The organism is Streptomyces sp. NBC_00425 (genome assembly GCF_036030735.1).
In the GTDB taxonomy this organism is placed as follows: domain Bacteria; phylum Actinomycetota; class Actinomycetes; order Streptomycetales; family Streptomycetaceae; genus Streptomyces.
Map to the genome: position 1 here is coordinate 9217935 of NZ_CP107928.1, position 20800 is coordinate 9238734.

General features: G+C 69.5%; 21 protein-coding genes. 12 read left to right on the forward strand and 9 right to left on the reverse strand.

All coding sequences use genetic code 11. The annotated features are described in order from the left end of the window. The first annotated feature begins 12 nt into the window (after positions 1 to 12). Complete coding sequence (locus tag OHS82_RS40750) at positions 13 to 303, forward strand: hypothetical protein (protein ID WP_242433049.1); 291 nt, start codon at positions 13 to 15, stop codon at positions 301 to 303. 184 nt (positions 304 to 487) lie between these two features. Here OHS82_RS40750 and OHS82_RS40755 read toward each other — a convergent pair whose 3' ends face one another. The 6 genes from OHS82_RS40755 to OHS82_RS40780 form a co-directional block, all read right to left on the reverse strand. Then, positions 488 to 721 carry a hypothetical protein gene (locus OHS82_RS40755; RefSeq protein WP_157876312.1) on the reverse strand — a complete coding sequence of 78 codons (234 nt, stop codon included), beginning with the start codon at positions 719 to 721 and terminating at the stop codon, positions 488 to 490. Between the two features lie 82 nt (positions 722 to 803). Continuing rightward, complete coding sequence (locus OHS82_RS40760; RefSeq protein WP_057577160.1) at positions 804 to 1286, reverse strand: RICIN domain-containing protein; 483 nt, start codon at positions 1284 to 1286, stop codon at positions 804 to 806. 207 nt (positions 1287 to 1493) lie between these two features. Further along, positions 1494 to 3779, reverse strand: a complete 2286-nt coding sequence (locus tag OHS82_RS40765; RefSeq protein WP_079041112.1) for a tetratricopeptide repeat protein — start codon at positions 3777 to 3779, stop codon at positions 1494 to 1496. Positions 3780 to 4078: 299 nt separating this feature from the next. Next, complete coding sequence (locus OHS82_RS40770; RefSeq protein ID WP_057577161.1) at positions 4079 to 4528, reverse strand: hypothetical protein; 450 nt, start codon at positions 4526 to 4528, stop codon at positions 4079 to 4081. A gap of 166 nt (positions 4529 to 4694) precedes the next feature. After that, a complete protein-coding gene (locus OHS82_RS40775) occupies positions 4695 to 4916 on the reverse strand; it encodes a helix-turn-helix domain-containing protein (protein WP_057577162.1) in 222 nt (73 codons plus the stop codon). Then, entirely contained in the window at positions 4916 to 5401 is a 486-nt protein-coding gene (locus tag OHS82_RS40780; protein ID WP_057577163.1) for a DUF2975 domain-containing protein, read from the reverse strand. Before OHS82_RS40780 ends, OHS82_RS40775 begins: the two co-directional genes overlap by 1 nt. Positions 5402 to 5721: 320 nt before the next feature. Between OHS82_RS40780 and OHS82_RS40785 the strand changes: the two genes are divergently transcribed. Further along, positions 5722 to 6711 (forward strand): aldo/keto reductase, encoded by a 990-nt coding sequence (locus OHS82_RS40785; RefSeq protein WP_057577164.1) that lies wholly within the window; start codon positions 5722 to 5724, stop codon positions 6709 to 6711. A 64-nt stretch (positions 6712 to 6775) separates the two neighbouring features. Here OHS82_RS40785 and OHS82_RS40790 read toward each other — a convergent pair whose 3' ends face one another. Then, positions 6776 to 8731 (reverse strand): amino acid transporter, encoded by a 1956-nt coding sequence (locus OHS82_RS40790; RefSeq protein WP_328435715.1) that lies wholly within the window; start codon positions 8729 to 8731, stop codon positions 6776 to 6778. A 584-nt stretch (positions 8732 to 9315) separates the two neighbouring features. On the opposite strand from OHS82_RS40790, the gene kdpF reads away from it, so the two are divergent. From kdpF to OHS82_RS40830, 8 genes are all read left to right on the forward strand, one after another. Continuing rightward, positions 9316 to 9405, forward strand: a complete 90-nt coding sequence (kdpF, locus tag OHS82_RS40795) for a K(+)-transporting ATPase subunit F (RefSeq protein WP_016434100.1) — start codon at positions 9316 to 9318, stop codon at positions 9403 to 9405. Between the two features lie 5 nt (positions 9406 to 9410). After that, a complete protein-coding gene (gene kdpA / locus OHS82_RS40800; RefSeq protein ID WP_057577165.1) occupies positions 9411 to 11075 on the forward strand; it encodes a potassium-transporting ATPase subunit KdpA in 1665 nt (554 codons plus the stop codon). Between the two features lie 65 nt (positions 11076 to 11140). Further along, positions 11141 to 13231 carry a potassium-transporting ATPase subunit KdpB gene (gene kdpB, locus OHS82_RS40805; protein ID WP_057577375.1) on the forward strand — a complete coding sequence of 697 codons (2091 nt, stop codon included), beginning with the start codon at positions 11141 to 11143 and terminating at the stop codon, positions 13229 to 13231. A gap of 22 nt (positions 13232 to 13253) precedes the next feature. Further along, entirely contained in the window at positions 13254 to 13922 is a 669-nt protein-coding gene (locus OHS82_RS40810) for a potassium-transporting ATPase subunit C (RefSeq protein WP_057577166.1), read from the forward strand. A 278-nt stretch (positions 13923 to 14200) separates the two neighbouring features. Next, positions 14201 to 14719, forward strand: a complete 519-nt coding sequence (locus OHS82_RS40815) for a toxin-antitoxin system HicB family antitoxin (protein ID WP_328435716.1) — start codon at positions 14201 to 14203, stop codon at positions 14717 to 14719. A gap of 152 nt (positions 14720 to 14871) precedes the next feature. Beyond that, positions 14872 to 15714 carry a DUF4097 family beta strand repeat-containing protein gene (locus OHS82_RS40820; protein ID WP_057577168.1) on the forward strand — a complete coding sequence of 281 codons (843 nt, stop codon included), beginning with the start codon at positions 14872 to 14874 and terminating at the stop codon, positions 15712 to 15714. A 79-nt stretch (positions 15715 to 15793) separates the two neighbouring features. After that, the gene (locus OHS82_RS40825; protein ID WP_199863725.1) at positions 15794 to 16822 is read left to right on the forward strand and encodes an ATP-binding cassette domain-containing protein; all 1029 of its coding nucleotides are present in this window, start codon (positions 15794 to 15796) and stop codon (positions 16820 to 16822) included. Further along, positions 16819 to 17610 (forward strand): ABC transporter permease, encoded by a 792-nt coding sequence (locus tag OHS82_RS40830; RefSeq protein ID WP_057577170.1) that lies wholly within the window; start codon positions 16819 to 16821, stop codon positions 17608 to 17610. The genes OHS82_RS40825 and OHS82_RS40830 overlap by 4 nt, the downstream gene beginning before the upstream one ends. Before the next feature lie 240 nt (positions 17611 to 17850). On the opposite strand, the gene OHS82_RS40835 is transcribed toward OHS82_RS40830, so the two are convergent. Then, positions 17851 to 18288 carry a RidA family protein gene (locus tag OHS82_RS40835; protein ID WP_057577171.1) on the reverse strand — a complete coding sequence of 146 codons (438 nt, stop codon included), beginning with the start codon at positions 18286 to 18288 and terminating at the stop codon, positions 17851 to 17853. A 62-nt stretch (positions 18289 to 18350) separates the two neighbouring features. Between OHS82_RS40835 and OHS82_RS40840 the strand changes: the two genes are divergently transcribed. Further along, positions 18351 to 19319: a helix-turn-helix transcriptional regulator gene (locus OHS82_RS40840; RefSeq protein WP_057577172.1), complete on the forward strand. Its 969-nt coding sequence runs from the start codon at positions 18351 to 18353 to the stop codon at positions 19317 to 19319. A 133-nt stretch (positions 19320 to 19452) separates the two neighbouring features. Here OHS82_RS40840 and OHS82_RS40845 read toward each other — a convergent pair whose 3' ends face one another. Then, positions 19453 to 19623, reverse strand: coding sequence for a hypothetical protein (locus tag OHS82_RS40845; protein WP_057577173.1), 171 nt, complete (start codon positions 19621 to 19623; stop codon positions 19453 to 19455). Between the two features lie 624 nt (positions 19624 to 20247). Between OHS82_RS40845 and OHS82_RS40850 the strand changes: the two genes are divergently transcribed. Then, the gene (locus tag OHS82_RS40850) at positions 20248 to 20667 is read left to right on the forward strand and encodes a hypothetical protein (RefSeq protein WP_063894234.1); all 420 of its coding nucleotides are present in this window, start codon (positions 20248 to 20250) and stop codon (positions 20665 to 20667) included. Positions 20668 to 20800 lie beyond the last annotated feature (133 nt).

Sequence of the window (20800 nt, forward strand, 5' to 3'; positions counted from 1 at the left end):
ATGATCTTGGTCATGTCTGTGCAGAACTCCGAGAAGACCCTTTCCCGCAAACAGAGGCTGCAGGAGAAGCAGCGTCGCCAGCTCGCGGTGGTGGACACCGTGGACAAGGCCGAGGCCAAGGTCCGCAAGGCCGAGCTCGAACTGGCCGTGGCCGTCACCGAGGCGGTGCAGGTGTTCGGCGACGAGCACGCGGCGTCCGAGGGGCTGGACATGCCGGCCGAAGCGATTCTGCGTTTTCTCGGGATGGCGCAGGACGAAGCGGCCCGCGCCGACGACGTCCCCGAGGCCTCCAGCGAGGCGTGAGGCGCAGTTCGCGTCACAGCCCTCGCCTCCGACGGCACGGACCCGGTTGCTCCGAGCCGAGCCGAGCCGAGCCGAGCCGAACCGAGCCGAGCCGAGCCGAACCGACAAGACCGCCGCCTCCTGCGAAGCGGCGGTCTCTCGTGCGTCGTTCCTGCTTCAGGTGCTGTCCGTCCGAAGACGGACCCTAATCACATACGACGGTGGAGATCGGCATGATGACCGTCACCGTGATGGTCTTGGTGACCCAGTGTCCGTTCTCGAAGACCTGCACGGTGCGGAGAACATTCATCGGGACGTAGCGGATCTCGGTGTGACAGGCTGCGGGGGCGGCGTGAGCCGCACCGGAGCTGATGAGCACACCTCCACCGGCCAGCATCATCGCGGCGGCCGTCGCGGCGGCAGCTCTACGGATACGCATGGTGAATCACCTCGAATGTCGTGTGATGTTGCCGTCTGTGGCCTGGCCCGGAGGGTGTCGGCCTTCGCCGGTCGGCGAGCGGTCACCGCCAGTTCTGGTGCCGGTTGCCTGGATCGCATCCGATGGTGCGCAGGCCGAACTCGCTGTCGTCCAGGCATTCGCTGGTCGCCTGGTTCTCCAGGGAGATCGCGCCGCCGCCGCGCTGCCACACCCACCAGCTCTGCTGGGTCGAGGAGTTGCAGGGCCTGGTGGCGAGGGTGACTCCGTCGTCGTAGAGGCAGCGCCCGGTGGCGACGTTGCGGAACTGGCGGGTGCCGTCGTTCCACACGTGGACGCGCCAGTTCTGGTAGTTCGAACCGTTGCAGCTGAAGCCGCGCAGCCCGGCGGCCGAGTCGTCGAGACAGGAGCCGGTGGCGGCATTGCCGTAATGCTCGACGGCGTCGGCTGCCTGGGCCGGTGCGGCGAACGCGCCGAGCACGGAGAGGGCGGCGGCTGCGGTGGCGATGCCGGCCTGGCCGCGCGCTGTCAGACGCGGACGAGAGCGGGTGTTCGCGGAGTGGGGCATGTCGGATCCATTCAGCAGGTGGAACGCTGGAACGCGGAGTTCGACAGTGGCGTGCTGTGCACCGCACGCCGTGCTGTCACTGGAACCATCGTGCTGACGTGCCGGACGGGCGAACAGGTCACGAACCGTTCACCTGTGACCGGTCGGCCGGCGGCCGGTCGCCGCATGCCGCATGACGCAGGGGCCGGGCGTGTGCGGCGCGTGGCGTCAGCGGGTGCCGTCCGGGTCGCTTCCTCGGCCCAGCCCGTCGAGCCGGCGGTCCACCTCTTCGGCTTCCTGATCTCGTCCCTGTTGCCGGTACAGATTCCGCGCCTGCCGCCATACGCCGAGGGCCTGGTCGTCGCGGCCCAGCGCGGCGTGGGCGTGACCGAGCCGGTCGAGCGTGTCGGCGGTTTCGTAGGTGTTGTCGAGGTCGCCGTAGAGGCTTATGGCCTGGAGGTAGTGCCGGACGGCGTCGTCATGCCGGCCACTGTGATGGTCGATGTAGCCGAGGCTGTCCAGCGTCTGTGCCTGGCCGTTCACGTCCTGGTGGTGGTGGTAGAGGGCGAGGGCGGCCCGGCAGTGCTCGCGGGCGGTGTCGTGATCCCCGAGACGCGCGGCGTACCAGCCCACGGCGTTGAGTGCGTTGGCCTCACCGATCGGCTGGTCCAGGCCGCGATACAGGTCGAGCGAACGTCTGGCGTGCTCGAGAGCGCGCCTGCCGTCGGGCCAGATCGACGCGAGTGTGTAGTGCGCCTTGGCCTGGAGGGCGCGGTCGTTCTGCTGCTCGCTGAGGGCGAGCGCCTGGTTCATGGCGGCGATCGCCTCCTGATGGTGCCCGAGTACGACGTGGGCGCGGCCCAGAAGCCGATAGGTGAGGATCTGGGCGCCGACGTCGGGCAGGCGGCCGGCGGAGTCGACGGCGATCTGCCACGCGCCGAGCTGATCGTGGCGGTGACCTCGCCGGTAGTGGAAGTCGTACAGTGTCCAGGCCAGTTGCCAGGCCGTCCGGTGGAGGCCATGCGCGACGGCGGTGCGCTGGGCGGCGAGCAGGTTCCTGTGCTCGGTGTCGAACCAGTCCATCGCGGCCGGGATGTCGGGCAGCGGCTGTGGGCTGCAGGCGGGCAGCGGCGGGGCGAGCTCGATGGGGTCGCGATGGGAGTCCAGGAGACGGGCGGCGGCGTACGCGGTGTGCGTGTAGAAGTCGAGCACCCGCCGCAACGCCGTCTCGCGTGCGCTGTCGGACAGTTGGTGGGCGGTGGCGGCGTGACGGCGGATGAGGTCGTGCATCCGGTAGCGGCCGACGGCGTCCTGGTCGACCAGGGACGCCTGCTCCAGGTTGCGCAGCACGGCCCTGGTCCGGCTCCTGCCGAGGCCGGTGAGGCTGGTGGCGGCAGGCAGGCTGATGTCGGGTCCGGGTGCCATCGCGAGCAGAGCGAAGACCTCGGCTTCCTCGTCGGTCAACGCCCGGTGGGACCACGAGAGCACCGCGGGCAGGCTCGCGGCGGGGTCGGCGTCGTCCAGTACGTCGAGTGCGCCCTCGCGCAGTTCGCCGGCCAGATCGGCCAGGGACATGTGGGGATGGGTGTGGGCGCGGCCGGCGACGATGCTGAGTGCCAGTGGGAACCCGCCGCACAGACCGACGAGGTCTTCGACCGCCGAGGGCTCGGCGTCGACGCGTCCCGTGCCGAGTCGGGCCACGAGGAGCGCGTTGGCCTCGGCGTCGGTGAGCGTGCCGACGGACAGGTGGCGGGCGCCGTGCCCGGTGATCAGGCCCGACAGTCGGTTGCGGCTGGTGACCGCCACGGTGCAGGTGTCTCCGCCCGGCAGCAGAGACGTGACGTGGGCGGTGTCCGCGGCGTTGTCGAGCACCAGCAGCATCCGCTTGTCCGCCACCAGGCTGCGGAACAGCGCCGCCTGAGCGTGTGGGGCGACGGGGATGCGTCCGGGGTCGACGCCCAGGGCGTCGAGGAAGCCGCGGACCGCCACGGCCGGGTCCATGGGGTCGCCGTCGGGGCTGAAGCCCCGAAGGTCGACGAAGAGTTGCCCGTCGGGGAACCGGTCGGCGTTGCGGTGAGCCCAGTGCAGGATGAGCCATGACTTGCCGACCCCGCCGGCTCCGGCGATCGCGGAGATGACCACGGGGGCCGCCGCGCCCGAACCGGAGCGCAGCGCGGCGTCCAGGCGGTCGAGTTCGTGACGGCGACCCACGAACGGCACCGGTGGGGAGGGCAGTTGGCGCGGTACGGGCATCGTCGGGCGTTCAGCCGCGCCCGACGCCGCGCCCGACGCCGCTCCCGCCGCCGCGGCCAGCAGTTCGTCCAGTTCGGCCGGCCGTAGGTCGAGCGCGCAGGCCAGTTGACGTACCGACGCAAGCTGTGGGTTGCGCCGCTTGCCGGTCTCCATGCCGCGGATGGTGCTGACCGAGACGCCGGAACGCTCGGAGAGGGATTCCTGGGTCAGTCCCGCGCGTAACCGGAACCGCCGGACTGTCGTGGCGAAGGCACCTTCCATGTGAACCTTCCTACCAGGCAGATCGAACACAGCCGACCTGCCGCCTTGGCCACAGGGCGACGCGACCGTGACGGTGCGGCACGGTCGCGTCGCCGCGCCACCGTGGCTGCGCCGTCTGTCCGAGACACGCCGGAAGCGGTCGAACGGGCGCTCTTGCAGGCCGGCGCCCGGACCGTTTCGGGGCCACCGCGTGTCGCGTGCGCCACCGTGCTCTCCGGCCGGCTCCCACCTCGCCGACCTTGCGGTCGGTGGTCGTGAGGCGGGGGCCGGCGGACTGCCCGGTGTGGTGGGCGGACGCGTCAGCGGGTGTGGGTGGTCCGGTGCTCGGTGAGCGAGGCGCAGTTGGAGCCGGTCACCTGTACGTAGGTGTTGGCGATCCCGCCGCCCCAGTCGACGCAGTGGCCCTTGCCGATGACGTAGGAGGGCCCCGCGTACGAGGTGTAGTACCCGTTGTCGCTGTCGCCCTCGTTGGTGTCGGGGACGTAGATCCAGGCGGTCATGTCCACCGCGGCGCCGGGGTTGTTGCGGATGGTGACGACGCAGTTGTTGCCGTTGGAGGCGTTGTAGGCGAGGTAGACGGTGCCCAGCGAGCCGACGGGCGCGGAGTTCACCGTCTTGTAGCCGCTTCCGCAGACCTTCTGCGGTGTGGTGTTGGGTGCGGCGGACGCGGGCGCCGCGAGGGCGGTCGTGGCCCCCAGCGACAGAGCCGCCAGTGCGGCGGCGCCCAGCATGGAGTGAGTGAAGCGCATATTTCCCCCTTGTGTGCTTAGGAGTTCATTACTCCTGCCTTATGTGACGGGCGTGGCCTACGGATGGTTGTGCCGGACCCAATGGCATTTTCGGTCACAACTGGTACTGTGATTGGCTGAGTTGGAACGCAACCGGAGGGATCTTTCAAGGGCGCCCCGAGGTGTGTCATCCGCCTCCGGCGCCTTCTGCCTCCCAGCGCAGCAGGTCGCCCGGCTGGCACTCGAGCGCCTCGCAGAGCGCGGCGAGCGTCGCGAAGCGCACCGCCCGTGCGCGGCCGTTCTTGAGTACCGCGAGGTTGGCGGGCGTGATCCCTATGCGGTCCGCGAGTTCGCCCACGGACATCTTGCGCTTGGCCAGCATCACGTCGATGTCGACGGTGATCGGCATCAGATCACCTCGTCCAACTCGGCCTGCATCTTCACCGCTTCGACGTCGCGTGCGACGGCCTGGGCGAGCAGCATCCGCAGCACGAGGACGATGAGCGCGATTCCCAGGATGGCCACGCCGACCCCGCCCATGATGACGGTGACGCCCGGGTCGTCCCGCTGGCCGGGCGCATTGACGGCCGTCACCGCGAACCACAGGAGGCCGGCCGCGACGATCGCGCCGATCACTCCGTCCACGTACCGGAAGGCGGAGTGGGAGAACACGGTTCCGCGGCGCACCATCGTCACCAGCCGCCCCACGCAGACCACGGCGACCTGGACCGACACCATGCCCAGGATCGTGATCACGCGCAGCGGGGTCAGCGGGAGGGACCCGTCCTCCGGGTCGGTGGCCAGTGCCCACGCCATCGACGCCTGTACGAACACGGTGCCGGCGAGCACCACCACGAGTACGGCGCGCAGCGCACCGACGGTCAGTTTTCCCACGGCCCGTCCTTCCATCGAGTTGCGATGGAAATCTATCGATAATCGATAGGTTGAGCAAGCCTTGCGGGTGGGTGGACGACGGTTTCGCACCGTCGTGAGACGCGATCGGGACGGGAAGGGGTCCCCGGACGGCGACTTGCGTTGGAGTGCGCTCCAGGGCGTAGCGTCGCGGACACCGCGGCACACGGGACCCATGCGACCCGGACCTCTCACAGGATGCCGAACGGTGGAATCCGTCGCTAGATGGACGAGGGCGTGGGCCTCGTGGCGTCCGAACGACGAACGACGAACGAGTTTGCAGGGAAAGGCTGGGATACGACATGCAGAAGCGCAGTCTGCGGGACCTCCAGGTATCGGCCGTCGGCCTGGGGTGCATGGGCATGTCCGCCTTCTACGGATCCACCGATGAGGACGAGGGGATCGCGACCATCCGGCGCGGCCTGGAGCTCGGGGTGAACTTCCTCGACACCGCGCAGATGTACGGGCCGCTCACCAACGAGTCACTCGTGGGCGAGGCGATCCGGGGGCATCGCGAGGAGTACGTGATCGCGACGAAGTTCAACTACCGGATGGACGACGCGGTACCGGGCGACATCAGCACGGTCGGCCCGCAGGACGGTTCGGCCGAGCACGTCCGCAGCTCGGTCCACGGTTCCCTGGAGCGACTGGGCACCGACCACATCGACCTCTACTACCAGCACCGGGTCGACCCGAACGTCCCCATCGAGGAGACGGTCGGCGCGCTGGCCGAGCTGGTCGCCGAGGGCAAGGTGCGCTGCATCGGCCTGAGTGAGGCAAGCGCGGAGACCATCCGGCGCGCCCACGCCGTGCACCCCGTCACCGCGGTGCAGAGCGAGTACTCGCTGTGGTCACGGGACGTGGAGGCCGAGGTGCTGCCCGCCTGCCGTGAGCTGGGCATCGGGTTCGTCCCGTACTCGCCGCTGGGCCGCGGCTTCCTCGCCGGGCGGTTCGCCTCGCTGGACGAGCTGGACGCGAACGACTGGCGCCGCGAGAACCCGCGCTTCCAGGACGCCAACCTGAAGGCGAACCTGCGGCTGGCGGAGAAGGTCAAGGAGATCGCCGCCGAGAAGGAGGTGACCCCGGCCCAGCTGGCCATCGCCTGGGTGCTGGCGCAGGGCGAGGACCTGGTGCCCATCCCGGGCACCAAGCGCCGCACCTACCTGGAGCAGAACGCCGCAGCGACCGCCATCGCGCTGAGCGAGGACGACCTGGCCCGCATCGACGCGGAGCTGCCCGAGGCGTCGGGCCAGCGCTACGACGAGGCAGGGATGCGAAGCGTCAATCGCTAGCGCTGGGAGCGGACGGGTGCGCCGCGGGACGTGAGCGGTCCCGTGGCGCCGGCCGCCGGCGGGCTCAGCCGGTGTGGACGCGGGGGCGGCGGGCGCGGTCCGGCTCGGCCTCGCGCAGGACCTCGCGGGTGACCGGGGCGACCTCGCCCTGGCCGAAGAGGAAGAACCGCAGGAAGTTGGCGAACGGGCCGCCCTCGGTCCACTCGAAGTAGATGTGCGGCACGCAGCCCGTCCGGTCGCGGACGTGGAGGAGGAGGGCTGCGAGGGCGTTGGAGACGGAGGAGGACTCCAGGGTCAGCACGCGGTAGCGGTTGTGCAGGACCTCGCCGCGTACCGTCAGGCCCGACTCGAACTCGGAAGGGTCGGTCACCGTCACCTCGACGAAGACGAAGTCCTCCTGCTCCGGCATGTCGTTGTCGGCCCGGATCTGCTCGATCTTGTCGCGGTACTCGGCCTTGTCGCGTTGGTCGGGCTCGTTGGCGATGAACCGTATCCTGCGGCTGGCCATGTCCCGGATGAATCGTTCCGCCATCGCGTCCAGCGTGACGCTGGTGACGCGGAGCTCGAAGGCCCGGGCCAGCCGGGACAGCAGCGAGACGAGGATGATGCCGGCGATGAAGCAGGCGCCGATCTTGACGCCGTCGGGGCGCTCGATGACGTTCGCGACGGTGACGTAGAGGAACACGGCCGAGATGACGGCGAAGCCGATCGTCCAGCCCCGCTGGCCGGCCTTGCGGGCGGCGATGGTCACGGCGATCGCCGCCGAGCTGATGAGCACCAGGACGCCGGTCGCGTACGCCCCGCCCTGCGCGTCTACGTCCGCGTCGAAGATCCACGTGACGAGGAAGCCGATGAGGGTGAAGACGATGACCATCGGGCGGACGGCCCGCGCCCAGTGCGGGGCCATGCCGTAGCGGGGCAGGTAGCGCGGCATCAGGTTCAGCAGGCCGGCCATCGCCGACGCGCCCGCGAACCACAGGATCGCGATCGTCGACACGTCGTAGACCGTGCCGAACGCGTTGCCCAGGTACTCGTGGGCGAGGTAGGCGAGGGCGCGCCCGTTGGCCGGGCCTCCGGACTCGAAGTCCTTCTCCGGGATGAGGAGGGTGGTGATGAAACTGGTGGCGATCAGAAAGACGCTCATGATGAGCGCGGCGGTCGTCAGCAGCTTCTTCGTGTCGCGGATCCGCCCCCGGGGGTGTTCCTCCGTGTCGACGTCGTCCCCCTTCACATGGGGCATGACGGCGACTCCGGTCTCGAAGCCGGACAGGCCCAGCGCCAGTTTGGGGAAGACCAGCAGCGCCACGCCGACCATGGCGAAGACGTTGCCGTGCTCGGCGGTGAGCGCGCTGGACCAGTCGGTGATCACATGGCCGGCCGTGGCGACGTGCCACATGCCGACGACGACGACCACGACGTTCAGCGTGAGATAGACGCCCACCAGGGCGACCGCGACGCCGATCGCCTCCAGGAAGCCCTTGAGGAACACCGCGCCGAGCAGGGCGACCAGGATCAGCGTGATCAGCAGTTGCTTGTCGTGCAGCGTGCTGGTCAGATGCGGGTTCTCGACGAGATGCGTCGAGGCGTCGGCCGCCGAAAGGGTGATGGTGATCAGGAAATCGGTGGCGGCGAAGCCCAGGAGGGTCAGGACGAAGAGCTTGCCCTGCCAGAAGGACAGCAGCCGCTCGAGCATCGAGATCGAGCCCTCGCCGTGCGGACTCTCCTCCGCCACCCGGCGGTAGACCGGAAGGGCGCCGGCCAAAGTGACCATGACGAGCACGATGGTCGCGACGGGGGAGAGCAGGCCGGCCGCGAGGGCGGCGATACCGGGCTGGTAGCCGAGAGTGGAGAAGTAGTCGACGCCGGTCAGGCACATCACCCGGTACCAGGGCTGGCCCTTGTGCGGGGCCTCGGGCGCGGCGTGCGGGCCGGTGTGGCCGCCGGACCTGCCCATGTCGGACAGGCCCTGGAGCATCCACATCCGCAGACGGCTCGGCGGCGGGTGTTCGGTGGTGGCCATCGGCGTGCGCTCCCGGTGTGCGGTTCGGCGTGTGGTTTCGGCCATCACGCGGACGGCGCTACCAGCGTATGCAGAGAGTGACGTGAAGGCCGAGGGATGGATCACACACCGGCGTCAGGGTTGCGTTAAGACCGGCCGTGGCACGTCAGCGCCCCCTCACGCGGCAGCTGTTCCGGGCGCGCAGGCGACCGGCGAAGCGCCGATCGTCGTGTGGGCGAGTGGGTGCGAGGGGACGCCCGGCCGCTGGTCGGGGTCGCGCTCCCGCTGCTGGTGGCGTTCGTTCACGGCCTGGGACGACCCGAGTAACCCGAGCGATCGGGAGCGATCCGGACGACCGGGACAACCGTCGGCAGGGGCCTCCGGGCAGCCGCCGTAAGAGTCCCGTCAAGGGGCCGCCGCCCGCCGTAAGGGAGTCGTCAACGGTCGACCGATTCCGGCCAGGGGCGGGTTTCCTCTGAGTGTCCGCTTCTCTTCAGACCCTTTCCCCAGTCCTAGGAGTTCGCGATGGCCGATCTGGCCTTCGTCCTCACCACGATCGCGGTGTTCGCGCTGGTGGTCCTCGTCGCCAAGGGGGTGACCAAGCTGTGACCGCCGAGAACATCGTCGGCCTCGTCGTGGCCGTCGCCCTGCTGGGCTACCTCGTCCTCGCCCTGATCTTCCCGGAGAGGTTCTGAGCGGCATGGGTCCCGTACTCGCCGGCGTGCTCCAACTGCTCGCGCTCATCGCGGCCCTGGCGCTCGCCTACGTCCCCCTCGGCACCCACATGGCCAAGGTCTACTCCTCCGACAGGCACTGGCGCGTCGAGAAGTGGATCTACAAGGGCATCGGCGCCGACCCGGACACCGAGATGCGCTGGCCCGCGTATCTGCGCGGCGTCCTCGCCTTCTCGGCCGTCTCGGTCCTCTTCCTGTACCTGCTCCAGCGGATCCAGGGCCATCTGCCGGGCTCGCTCGGCTTCAGGGCGATCGACCCGGACCAGGCGTTCAACACCGCCGCGTCCTTCGTCACCAACACCGACTGGCAGTCGTACTACGGCGAGCAGGCCATGGGCCACGTCGTGCAGACGGCCGGACTGGCCGTGCAGAACTTCGTGTCCGCCGCCGTCGGCATCGCGGTGGCGGTGGCACTGGTACGGGGGTTCGCGCGGTCGCGTACCGGCGAGCTGGGCAACTTCTGGTCCGACCTGGTCCGCGGAACGCTCCGCATCCTGCTGCCGCTCTCCGTCGTCGCCGCGATCGTCCTGGTCGCGTGCGGCGCCATCCAGAACTTCTCCGGCATCCACGAGGTCGGCCGGTTCATGGGCGGCTCGCAGCAGTGGAACGGCGGTGCGGTCGCCTCCCAGGAGGCCATCAAGGAGATCGGCACCAACGGCGGGGGCTACTTCAACGCCAACAGTGCCCACCCCTTCGAGAACCCCACCCCCTTCACGAACCTCTTCGAGATCTTCCTGCTGCTCGTCATCCCGTTCGCGCTGACCCGCACCTTCGGCATCATGGTCGGTTCCCTCAGGCAGGGCTACGCGATCCTCGCGACCATGGGGACCATCTGGGTCGGCTTCATCGCGCTGATGATGTGGACCGAGTTCGCCCACCACGGCCCGGCGCTGCAGATCGCCGGGGGAGCCATGGAGGGCAAGGAGACCCGCATCGGTGTCGGCGCCTCGTCGATCTTCGCGGTGTCGACGACGCTCACCTCGACCGGCGCGGTGGACTCGTTCCACTCCTCCTACACGGGTCTGGGCGGCGGGATCGCCATGCTGGGCATGCAGCTGGGCGAGATCGCGCCCGGCGGCACCGGTTCCGGCCTCTACGGCATGCTGATCATGGCGATCATCGCGGTGTTCATCGCCGGCCTCATGGTCGGCCGCACGCCCGAGTACCTGGGCAAGAAGATCGGCACCCGTGAGATCAAGTTCGCCGCCTGCTACATCCTGATCACGCCGACGCTGGTGCTCGTGCTCACCGCCGCCGCGATGGCCCTGCCCACCCCGGTCGACTCCATGACCAACTCCGGCGCGCACGGATTCTCCGAGATCCTCTACGCCTACACCTCGGCCGCGAACAACAACGGCTCGGCCTTCGCCGGGCTGAACGCGGACACCCAGTGGTTCAACACCACACTGGGGCTGGCCATGGTGCTGGGCCGCTTCCTGCCGATCGTGTTCGTGCTGGCACTGGCCGGCTCGCTCGCCGAGCAGAAGCCGGTGCCGGTCACCGCGGGCACCCTGCGCACCGAGAAGCCGCTGTTCACCGGTCTGCTGGTCGGCGCGATCCTGATCGTCACCGGTCTGACCTACTTCCCGGCGCTCGCGCTGGGCCCGCTGGCCGAGGGACTGGCGTCATGACGACCGACACGACGAACGCGAACCACGCGACGACCACGACGAACGCGACGAAGCAAGAGGCCTCGATGTTCACAGCCACTGCGACCCGGGCGCCGCACGGCGACGTACCCACCGGGCGCCGTCCCGACGAGGGCCGCGTGGGAGCGGGCCTCTTCGACGCCGGGCAACTGCTCAAGTCCCTGCCGGACGCATTCCGCAAGCTCGACCCGCGGGTGATGGTCAAGTCGCCGGTGATGTTCGTGGTGTGGATCGGTTCCCTGCTCACCACCGTCTTCTCCTTCAAGGACCCGGGCGACTGGTTCGGCTGGACCATCAGCGCCTGGCTGTGGCTGACCGTCGTCTTCGCCAACCTGGCGGAGGCTGTCGCCGAGGGCCGGGGCAAGGCGCAGGCCGACACCCTGCGCAGGGCCAAGACCGACACGGTGGCCCGGCGTCTCGTGGGGGACCGGGAGGAGCAGGTGCCGGGCACCGGGCTGCGCATCGGCGACCTGGTGGTGTGCGAGGCGGGAGACGTCATCCCGGGCGACGGGGACGTCGTCGAGGGCGTCGCGAGCGTCGACGAGTCGGCGATCACCGGCGAATCCGCGCCCGTCATCCGGGAATCCGGCGGCGACCGCTCCGCCGTCACCGGCGGCACGAAGGTCCTCTCCGACCGCATCGTCGTCAGGATCACGACGAAACCCGGCGAGACCTTCATCGACCGCATGATCAACCTGGTCGAGGGCGCTTCACGGCAGAAGACGCCGAACGAGACAGCGCTGAACATCCTGCTCGCCTCGCTCACGATCGTCTTCCTGCTGGCCGTCGCCACACTGCCGCCGTTCGCCGACTACGCGGGCACCCGCCTCACGATGGTGGTGCTGGTGGCGTTGCTGGTCTGCCTCATCCCCACCACGATCGGCGCGCTGCTGTCGGCGATCGGCATCGCCGGCATGGACCGCTTGGTGCAGCGGAACGTGCTGGCCATGTCCGGGCGTGCCGTCGAGGCCGCCGGTGACGTGTCGACGCTGCTGCTCGACAAGACCGGCACCATCACGCTCGGCAACCGGCAGGCGTCGGAGTTCGTGCCGGTGAGCGGCACCACCGAAGCCGAACTCGCCGACGCGGCCCAGTTGTCGTCCCTGGCCGACGAGACGCCCGAGGGCCGCTCGATCGTCGTCCTCGCGAAGGAGAGGTACGCACTGCGCGAGCGGGGCCGACTCACCGGTGCCGAGTGGATCGCCTTCACCGCCCAGACGCGGATGTCGGGCGTCGACGTCGACGGGCGCAGGATCCGCAAGGGCGCGGCCGGTTCCGTCGTCGCCTGGGTCCGCGAGCAGGGCGGCGAGGTGTCCGCGGACGCCGCCGCGCTCACCGACCGGATCTCCGAGACGGGCGGCACGCCGCTCCTCGTGGCCGTCGACGACGCGGAAGGGGCGAGGGCGCTGGGGGTCGTCCACCTCAAGGACGTCGTCAAGGACGGCATGCGGGAGCGCTTCGACGAACTGCGCCGCATGGGCATCAGGACCGTCATGATCACGGGCGACAACGCGTTGACCGCCAAGGCGATCGCCGAGGAGGCGGGTGTCGACGACTTCCTGGCGGAGGCGACCCCCGAGGACAAGATGGCGCTGATCAAGCGCGAGCAGGCGGGCGGCAAGCTCGTCGCGATGACGGGCGACGGCACCAACGACGCCCCCGCGCTCGCCCAGGCGGACGTCGGCGTCGCGATGAACACGGGTACGTCCGCCGCGAAGGAGGCCGGCAACATGGTCGACCTCGACTCCAACCCGACCAAGCTCATCGAGATCGTCGAGATCGGCAAGCAACTCCTCATCACCCGGGGCGCGTTGACGACGTTTTCCATCGCCAACGACGTCGCGAAGTACTTCGCGATCATCCCGGCGCTGTTCGCGGCCGTCTACCCCGGCCTGGACAGGCTCAACGTCATGGGCCTGTCGTCACCGGACTCCGCGATCCTGTCCGCCGTCATCTTCAACGCCCTGATCATCATCGCCCTGGTTCCGCTGTCCCTCAGGGGCGTGCGGTACCGGCCGGTGAGCGCGGACAGCATGCTCCGGCGCAACCTGACGGTCTACGGACTCGGCGGCCTGATCGCGCCCTTCGTCGGTATCAAGATCATCGACATGCTCCTCTCCCTCATCCCCGGGCTGTAACTCCTGAAAGCGTGCTGAAGGCATGAACAACTCCGTGACCAACACCCTCCGGTTGCTCGGAGCGGGCCTGCGAGCCCTCCTCGCGCTGACCCTGGTGACGGGCGTCCTCTACCCGCTGGCCGTCACCGGCGTCGCCCAGGGACTGTTCGCGAACCAGGCGAACGGATCCGAGATCAGGGCGGACGGCAGGGTCGTCGGCTCCTCGCTCATCGGCCAGGCGTACGATCTGCCGCCGAAGAAGGGCCAGAAGAGCCCGGAGCCCGATCTGAAATGGTTCCAGGGCCGCCCGCAGAACGGCCTGGGCGTCAACAGCGTCAACACGCGTTACCGACTGATCCTGTCCGGCGCCACCAACCGGTCCGCCGACAGCGAGGACCTCATCGCCTGGGTCACCGCGGCCAAGGCGGCCGTCGTCAGGGACAACTCGACGGCCGACCACAGGGTCAGCCCCTCCGACGTTCCCGCCGACGCGGTCACCTCCTCCGGCTCCGGCCTGGACCCGGACATCTCCCCGCAGTACGCGGACATCCAGGTCCACCGGGTCGCCGAGAGGAACGGCCTGTCCGTCGACCAGGTCCAGAAGCTGGTCGACGAGCACATCGTCGGCCGCACCCTGGGCTTCATCGGCGAGCCCCGGGTGAACGTCCTGGAACTCAACATCGCGCTGAAGGACCTCCTCGCGAAGAACTGATGACGAAGTGTCAGTGATCAGGCAGTGATCCGGCAGGGGTAGGGCCGTGGTCAGGCAGTGGGTCTGGCAGGGGTCTGGCCTGGCGGCATCTGGCACCACCATGTGCCATTCGGTGCCACCAGGTGCCCCCGAATGCGTTCTGGCGCCTGTGGCGTCACCGTGGCTCAGACGTGGTGTCGGCTGGTTTATGCAGGTCAGAAGCCTCTTGTGGGCCGTCGATCAAAGGGGTGCCACTTTGTGGCTTGCGTGTGGCGTCATGGTGGTGCCATCATGGCGTCATGGACCTCACCCCTTACGTCGACTCCCTCCGTCGTGAACTGGCGGTGGCCGCCGAAGCCGGCGGCGACGAAGCCCGCGAGCTGGCCGAGAGGCTCACCGCACCTCTGGAGTCCGCGACCCGGCTGACGATGCTCAACGTGCTCTCGGCCGCGATGGACGAGATCACCCGAGACCTCGCCCCGGGGTCGGTCGACGTACGGCTGCGCGGGCTCGACCCCGACTTCGTGGTCACGCCGCCGCCCACCTATGGCGGTGCCACCGCGGAGCCGGTCATGTCCGCCGAGCCGCTCGGCGCTCCGGCGCCGGCCGACCTCGACGAGGGCGGTACGGCCCGCGTCAACCTGCGCCTGCCGGCCCACCTCAAGGCCCGCGCCGAAGAGGCCGCGGCTCGCGACGGCCTGTCGGTCAACGCATGGCTGGTGCGCACCGTGGCGGTCGCGCTCGACGGCGGAGTCCGGTCGCGTACGCCGGAGAGGACCCAGACCGTCGGGCAGAGCTTCACGGGATGGGTGCGCTGACAGCGTCCCCACCCGTACCACCCAGCCCCTACCGCCTCAGCCGTACCACCTCAGCCGTGCTGCTTCACCCGCACCACTTCACTCGCGCCACTCAACCCACACCCCGTTCTATCGGCGGGGACAGTCCGAGGACCCAAGAGGACGGGACAGCCATGCCTTCTTTCGACACTCCCGAACCGATTTCGGTGACCGCCTACGTGTACGCCGGTTCCATCCAGTTCACCGCGGGCGACCGCCTCGACACCGTCGTCGAGGTGCGGCCCCGCGACCCGAAGAAGGACCTCGACGTACGCACGGCCGAACAGACCGAGGTCGGCTGCACGGGCGGCGCCCTGACCGTCACCACCCCCAAGGCCAACCTGCTCGGACGCGGCGGCACCGTCGACGTGACGGTGGAACTGCCCACGGGCTCCGGCATCGACGTGACCGGCGCCGGGGTCAGGGTGCTCAGCGAGGGCCGGCTCGGCGAGGTGCGCGTGAAGACCTCGGCCGGCGACGTCCGCCTCGACACCACCGGCCCGCTGCACCTGAAGGCGTCGCACGGTTCGACCATCGTCGACCGGGTCGAAGGCAGGGCCGACATCACCAGCAGCACCGGAGACGTACGCGTCGGCCTCGTCGACGGCCCCGCCGCCCTGAAGAACTCGCACGGCACCCTGACCGTCGGCGCCGTGACCGGCGAGCTGCAGGTCAACGGCGCCAATGGTGCCATCGACATCCGGCGGGCCGAGTCGTCGGTCACCGGCACCACCACCAACGGCCTCCTCCGCGTCGCCGAAGTCAGCCGCGGCAGCGTCCGGTTGGAGACCTCCAACGGCTCGATCGAGGTCGGCATCCGCGAGGGGGCAGCCGCCTGGCTCGACGTCAGCTCGAACCGCGGGCAGGTGCGCAACGCGTTGGCCGCGTCCGAGCCCCCGGAGCAGGCGGCGGACGTCGTCAAGGTTCACGCACGGACCAACTGGGGCAACATCGACGTCCTCCGCGCCAAGGTCTGAGCACCTGCGCCTCCCTGCTGCTCCCCTCGTCGACTCGCCGACTCCCCGAACCACTTCATCCTTCGCCCGGGAGGGCCGCATGCCTACGTCTGTCATGTCCACATCCAGCGGGAGTGACGGTCGCACACCCTCGGCCGCCATCTCCGCCGCCGGGTTGCGCAAGTCCTACGGCGACAAGGTCGTCCTCGACGGAATCGACCTGCACATCCCGGCCGGCTCGGTGTTCGCACTGCTCGGACCGAACGGCGCCGGCAAGACCACCGCCGTCAAGATCCTGTCCACCCTCGTCACCGCCGACGGTGGGCAGGCGCAGGTCGCCGGCCACGACGTCGCCAGGTCACCGGACGGGGTGCGCGCGGCGATCGGTGTCACCGGACAGTTCTCCGCCGTCGACGGCCTGATCACCGGCGAGGAGAACATGCTCCTCATGGCCGACCTGCACCACCTGCCCAGGCGCGAGGGGCGGCGGGTCGCCGCCGAGCTGCTCGAGCGGTTCGACCTGACCGAGGCGGCGAAAAAGCCCGCCTCCACCTACTCGGGCGGCATGAAACGCCGGCTCGACATCGCCATGACCCTGGTCGGGAACCCGCGGATCATCTTCCTCGACGAACCGACCACGGGCCTCGACCCGCGCTCCCGCCACACCATGTGGCAGATCATCCGCGAACTCGTCACCGATGGCGTCACCGTCTTCCTCACCACCCAGTACCTGGAGGAGGCCGACGAACTCGCCGACCGCATCGCCGTGCTGCACAACGCAGGGATCGCCGCCGAAGGCACCGCCGACGAACTGAAGCGCATGATCCCCGGCGGTCACGTCCGGCTCCGCTTCACCGAACCGGCCGCCTACCGGTCCGCCGCCGCGGCACTGTCCGACATCACTCGCGACGACGAGGCACTGGCGCTGCGGATCCCCAGCGACGGCAGCCAGCGCGCACTGCGCTCCATCCTCGACCGGCTCGACTCGGCCGGCATCCAGGCGGACGAGCTGACCGTGCACACCCCCGACCTCGACGACGTGTTCTTCGCCCTCACCGGCCCCGCCGCGGCGCCCACCCAGCCGAGCCGGTCCAGCCGGCCCACCCAGTCCGAGGAGACCGTCCGATGAGCACCCTCACCCTCGCCGTCCGCGACTCCACCACGATGCTGCGCAGGAATCTGCTGCACGCGTGGCGGTACCCGTCCGCGACCCTGAACCTGTTGCTCACGCCGATCATGATGTTGCTGCTCTTCGTGTACATCTTCGGCGACGTGATGAGCGCGGGGATCGGCGGCGGCGGCGCGGACCGCTCCGACTACATCGCCTACATCGTCCCGGGCATTCTGATGATGACCGTCGGCAGCACGGTGATCGGGGCCGCTGTCTACATCTCGATGGACATGACCGAGGGTCTCATCGCCCGCTTCCGCACCATGTCGGTCTACCGCGGCTCCGTGATCGTCGGGCACGTCGTCGGCAGTGTGCTGCAGTGCCTCGCCAGCGTGATCCTCGTCGGAGCCGTCGGCGTGGCCATCGGCTTCCGGTCCACGGACGCCACCGTCCTGGAGTGGCTCGCGGCGTTCGGGCTGCTCGCCCTGTTCGCCCTGGCGCTCACCTGGATCGCGGTCGGGCTGGGCATGGCCAGCCCGAACCCCGAGGCGGCCAGCAACAGCGCCATGCCGCTGATTCTCCTGCCCCTCATCTCCAGCGCCTTCATCCCGGCCGACACGATGCCCGGCTGGTTCCGGCCGATCGCCGAGTACCAGCCGTTCACCCCGGCCATCGAAACCCTGCGCGGCCTGTTGCTCGGAACCGAGATCGGCGACAACGGGTGGATCGCGATCGCCTGGTGCGTCGGCCTGACCGTGCTCGGCTACCGCTGGTCCACGGCGCAGTTCAACCGCGATCCGAAGTAGTGGCCCATGAGCGTCCGGGCCGTCGCGCTCGAGGCTCGTCCCGCCCCGGGCGGCGTAACTCCGGCAACCGTCGGCATACGCCGCCCGGGGCGCGTCACGGTGTCGTACCGCGGGGTCGACCCGGCTGGACGCGGCCGCCGCTTCCCGCATCGCCGGCGGCAGGTCCGCCGACGGCCACCGCCCGGCCGCTCGGACCCGCACGGGTGCTCAGGGTCGAGTCGACCGGGCGAGGGCGCCCGGTCAGGGTCGGGCGGCCAGTGCCTCCACTTCGAACAGGACGTCGGGTGCAGCCAGGCTCGCGACACCGACGAGGGTCTGTGTGGGCGGTTTCGCACCCCAACCCGCCCGTACGGCCGCGGCGATCGGCCCCAGCTTGCTGACGTCATGGTTCACCACATACGTCCTGAGCTGGACGACGTGGCCGAGGTCGAGCCCGTGTGCGGCAAGAGCCACGCCGATGTTGTGGAACGCCCGCTGTACCTGCTCGGTGAAGTCGGCCGAGACGACCGCGCCGTCCGGGCCGGACCCGTACTGACCCGACACCAGCACCAGTTCGGTCTCCGCCGGGATGATGACGGTGTGGCTGTACCCGAACGGGATCGGGTCGTGCAGTCCTTCCGGATCGACCAGGACAGGGGATGTGCGGATCGCCTCTTGCGGGCGACGGATCTGTGTCATGCCGGTAAGCCTCGCAACGAATACACGACATCGTGTGTCACGTATTCCTGTAGCGTTTCCGTATGCGCGCCGACCGGTTGGTATCGCTGGTGCTGCTTCTACGGCAGCACGGTCGACTGTCGGCGGCCACGCTCGCCCGTGAGCTGGAGGTGTCCACGCGCACTGTGCTGCGCGACATCGAGGCGCTGTCCGCAGCCGGCGTTCCGGTCTACGCCGAGCGCGGTCGACACGGCGGTTTCACGCTGTTGCCCGGCTTCCAGACCGAGCTCACCGGACTGAACCATGACGAGGCGCTCGCCCTGCTGGTCGCCGGGTCCCGCCCAGGGGCACAGGCGTTCGGCCTGGGCTCGGCGCTGGCCTCAGCCATGCGCAAGGTGGTCGACGCGTTGCCCGAAAGCCATCAGGCCATCGCGGCCGGGGCGGCTCGGCGCGTGCTCGTCGATCCGGAGACCGACCTCCTCTCGCGTCGGCTGGACGCCGAGGAGGTGCCCGACACCGTGGTCGCCGAGGTCCGGCGCGCGGTGTTCGCGGGACACAAGCTGCGCATCCACTATGCGGCGGTCGACCAGAGGCCGAAGTGGCGCACGGTGGACCCGATCGGCCTGGTCACGGTACGCGGCCAGGGCTATCTGCTGGCCGACCGATCCGGCACGGAGCGCACCTACCGGCTGTCCCGGATTCTGGCCGCCGAGGAACTCGCCGAACCGGCGCAACGGTCCGACCGGATCGACCTGAACCGTGTGTGGCAGGAACGCAGCACACGGTTTCGCACCGGCGGCGATCAAGTCACCGTGCTGGTCCGGGTGAGCCCGACGCGGAGGGAGGAGCTGGTGGGCACCGCGTTGGCCGTAGTCGCCGAAGTGACGGACGCCGACGGCTGGTTGCGGCTGGAGGCGACCTTCCAGGATTCGAGACACGCCGAATGGGCGCTGTGGCAGCTCGCCACGGACGCAGAGGCCCTGGCCCCGCACTGGTTGCGCGACTCCCTGCGTGAGCGGGCCGTCGCGATCGCCGGCCGTTACGCCGTGTGATCCCGGTGAGGTGCCGTCCGGCGCGGGCCGCCGCCCTGGACGACCGGCCCCCGACCGGAGGTCCTCGAGTCGGCGGGACATGCCTGTGGGCCCCGAGGTTGTTCCCGGGGCCCACAGGGCAGCTGTCGACGGGTTACCAGCGATACCAACGGCCCTTGCGGCCACCGGTGTCCGCGCTGCGCATGACGAAGCCGAGCAGCCAGACCGCCAGCACGATGACGGCGATCCACCACAGTGCCTTCAGCGCGAATCCCGCACCGAAGAGGACCAGGGCCAGCAGAAGAACGAGAAGCAGGGGAACCATAGTTATCAACCTCCGTTGGTCCTCGTGCCCGGCGAATCGAAGAACACGCAGCCGATTCGCCTGGTTTCTTCACCGTTCTCACGGGTACTGGTCGGTGTTCCTCCATCGGTAGGCGCCGCACCCGAAAGGAGGGCGGCTCGGAGCGCGGAGCGCACGCCGGTGGTGACCACGGTGATCAGGCACAGAGCGAGCTGCTCGCGCCCAAGGGCGTGCAGGACGCGCTGTGGGTCGCCTGCCGCTCGGTGAACTGCAGCCACGACCCCACGGACGCCGCCACCAGGATCAAAACCGCAAGGAAATGCAGGATCGGCAGAATCGACGCCTCGAAACGACGACGCGGACGACGTGGTCGGGGCGAGTGTGCGGGCGGGGCCATGGTGACTCCGACGAGGGGAGAAGAGGCAAGGGGCCGGCTGCGCCCGGCGTCGGGAGCGGACCGTCCGCCGCGCGGTGTGCGAGGGGCACGGGCACACGGGTTCGCCGATCGGCATGGGGGAGCGCACGGTAACGCTTCGAGGTCTGACGCCTACTGCAGGTGTTCGGCCGGTGTCGCCGCGGAGGCGGAGGCCGGAGCACCGAAAAACGAACATGCGCCTCCACCAGGGCGCCTGGCATCCTGAGCTCGTGCCGGCCCGTAACCGCAGACTGCCGCGCGGCCTGTCGTGGCCGCTCACCGCATCGGACATCCGCGCCGCTCTCGGCGAACAGGTGGGCGAGGGCGCCGACTTGGGCTTCGGCGACCACCCACACAGCGACGGAACCGTTCTGCACGTCGAGTGGGTCCCGCCGATCTCCTCCAACTACGGCAGCGGCATCCACCCTTCCCTGTGGTACAGCGTTCGCATCCGTGTCGCGCCACTTCCGTCTGCGGAACGGGCCGCGGTCCGCCGCGTTCTGCAGGAGCAGGCCCTGCCCGAACTCGCCGCATGGATCAGGGCGGCGCAGCGCGCACCGGAGGGCTGGACCCTGACGCGACGTAGCCGATCCTGGCGAACAGCTGGGAGTGCCGCTGTCCACAGGGACGACTGGCAGCCCTACCGTTGACGAACCGTCGAGCCGTCGAGCCGTCGAGCCGTCGAGCCGTCGAACGGTCAACCTTCACCGGGACAGGACGACTTCGACCGGACCGTGACTGCGAGGCGCGGCGAGGCGAGGGCATGGAGGGAGACCTCCCTCA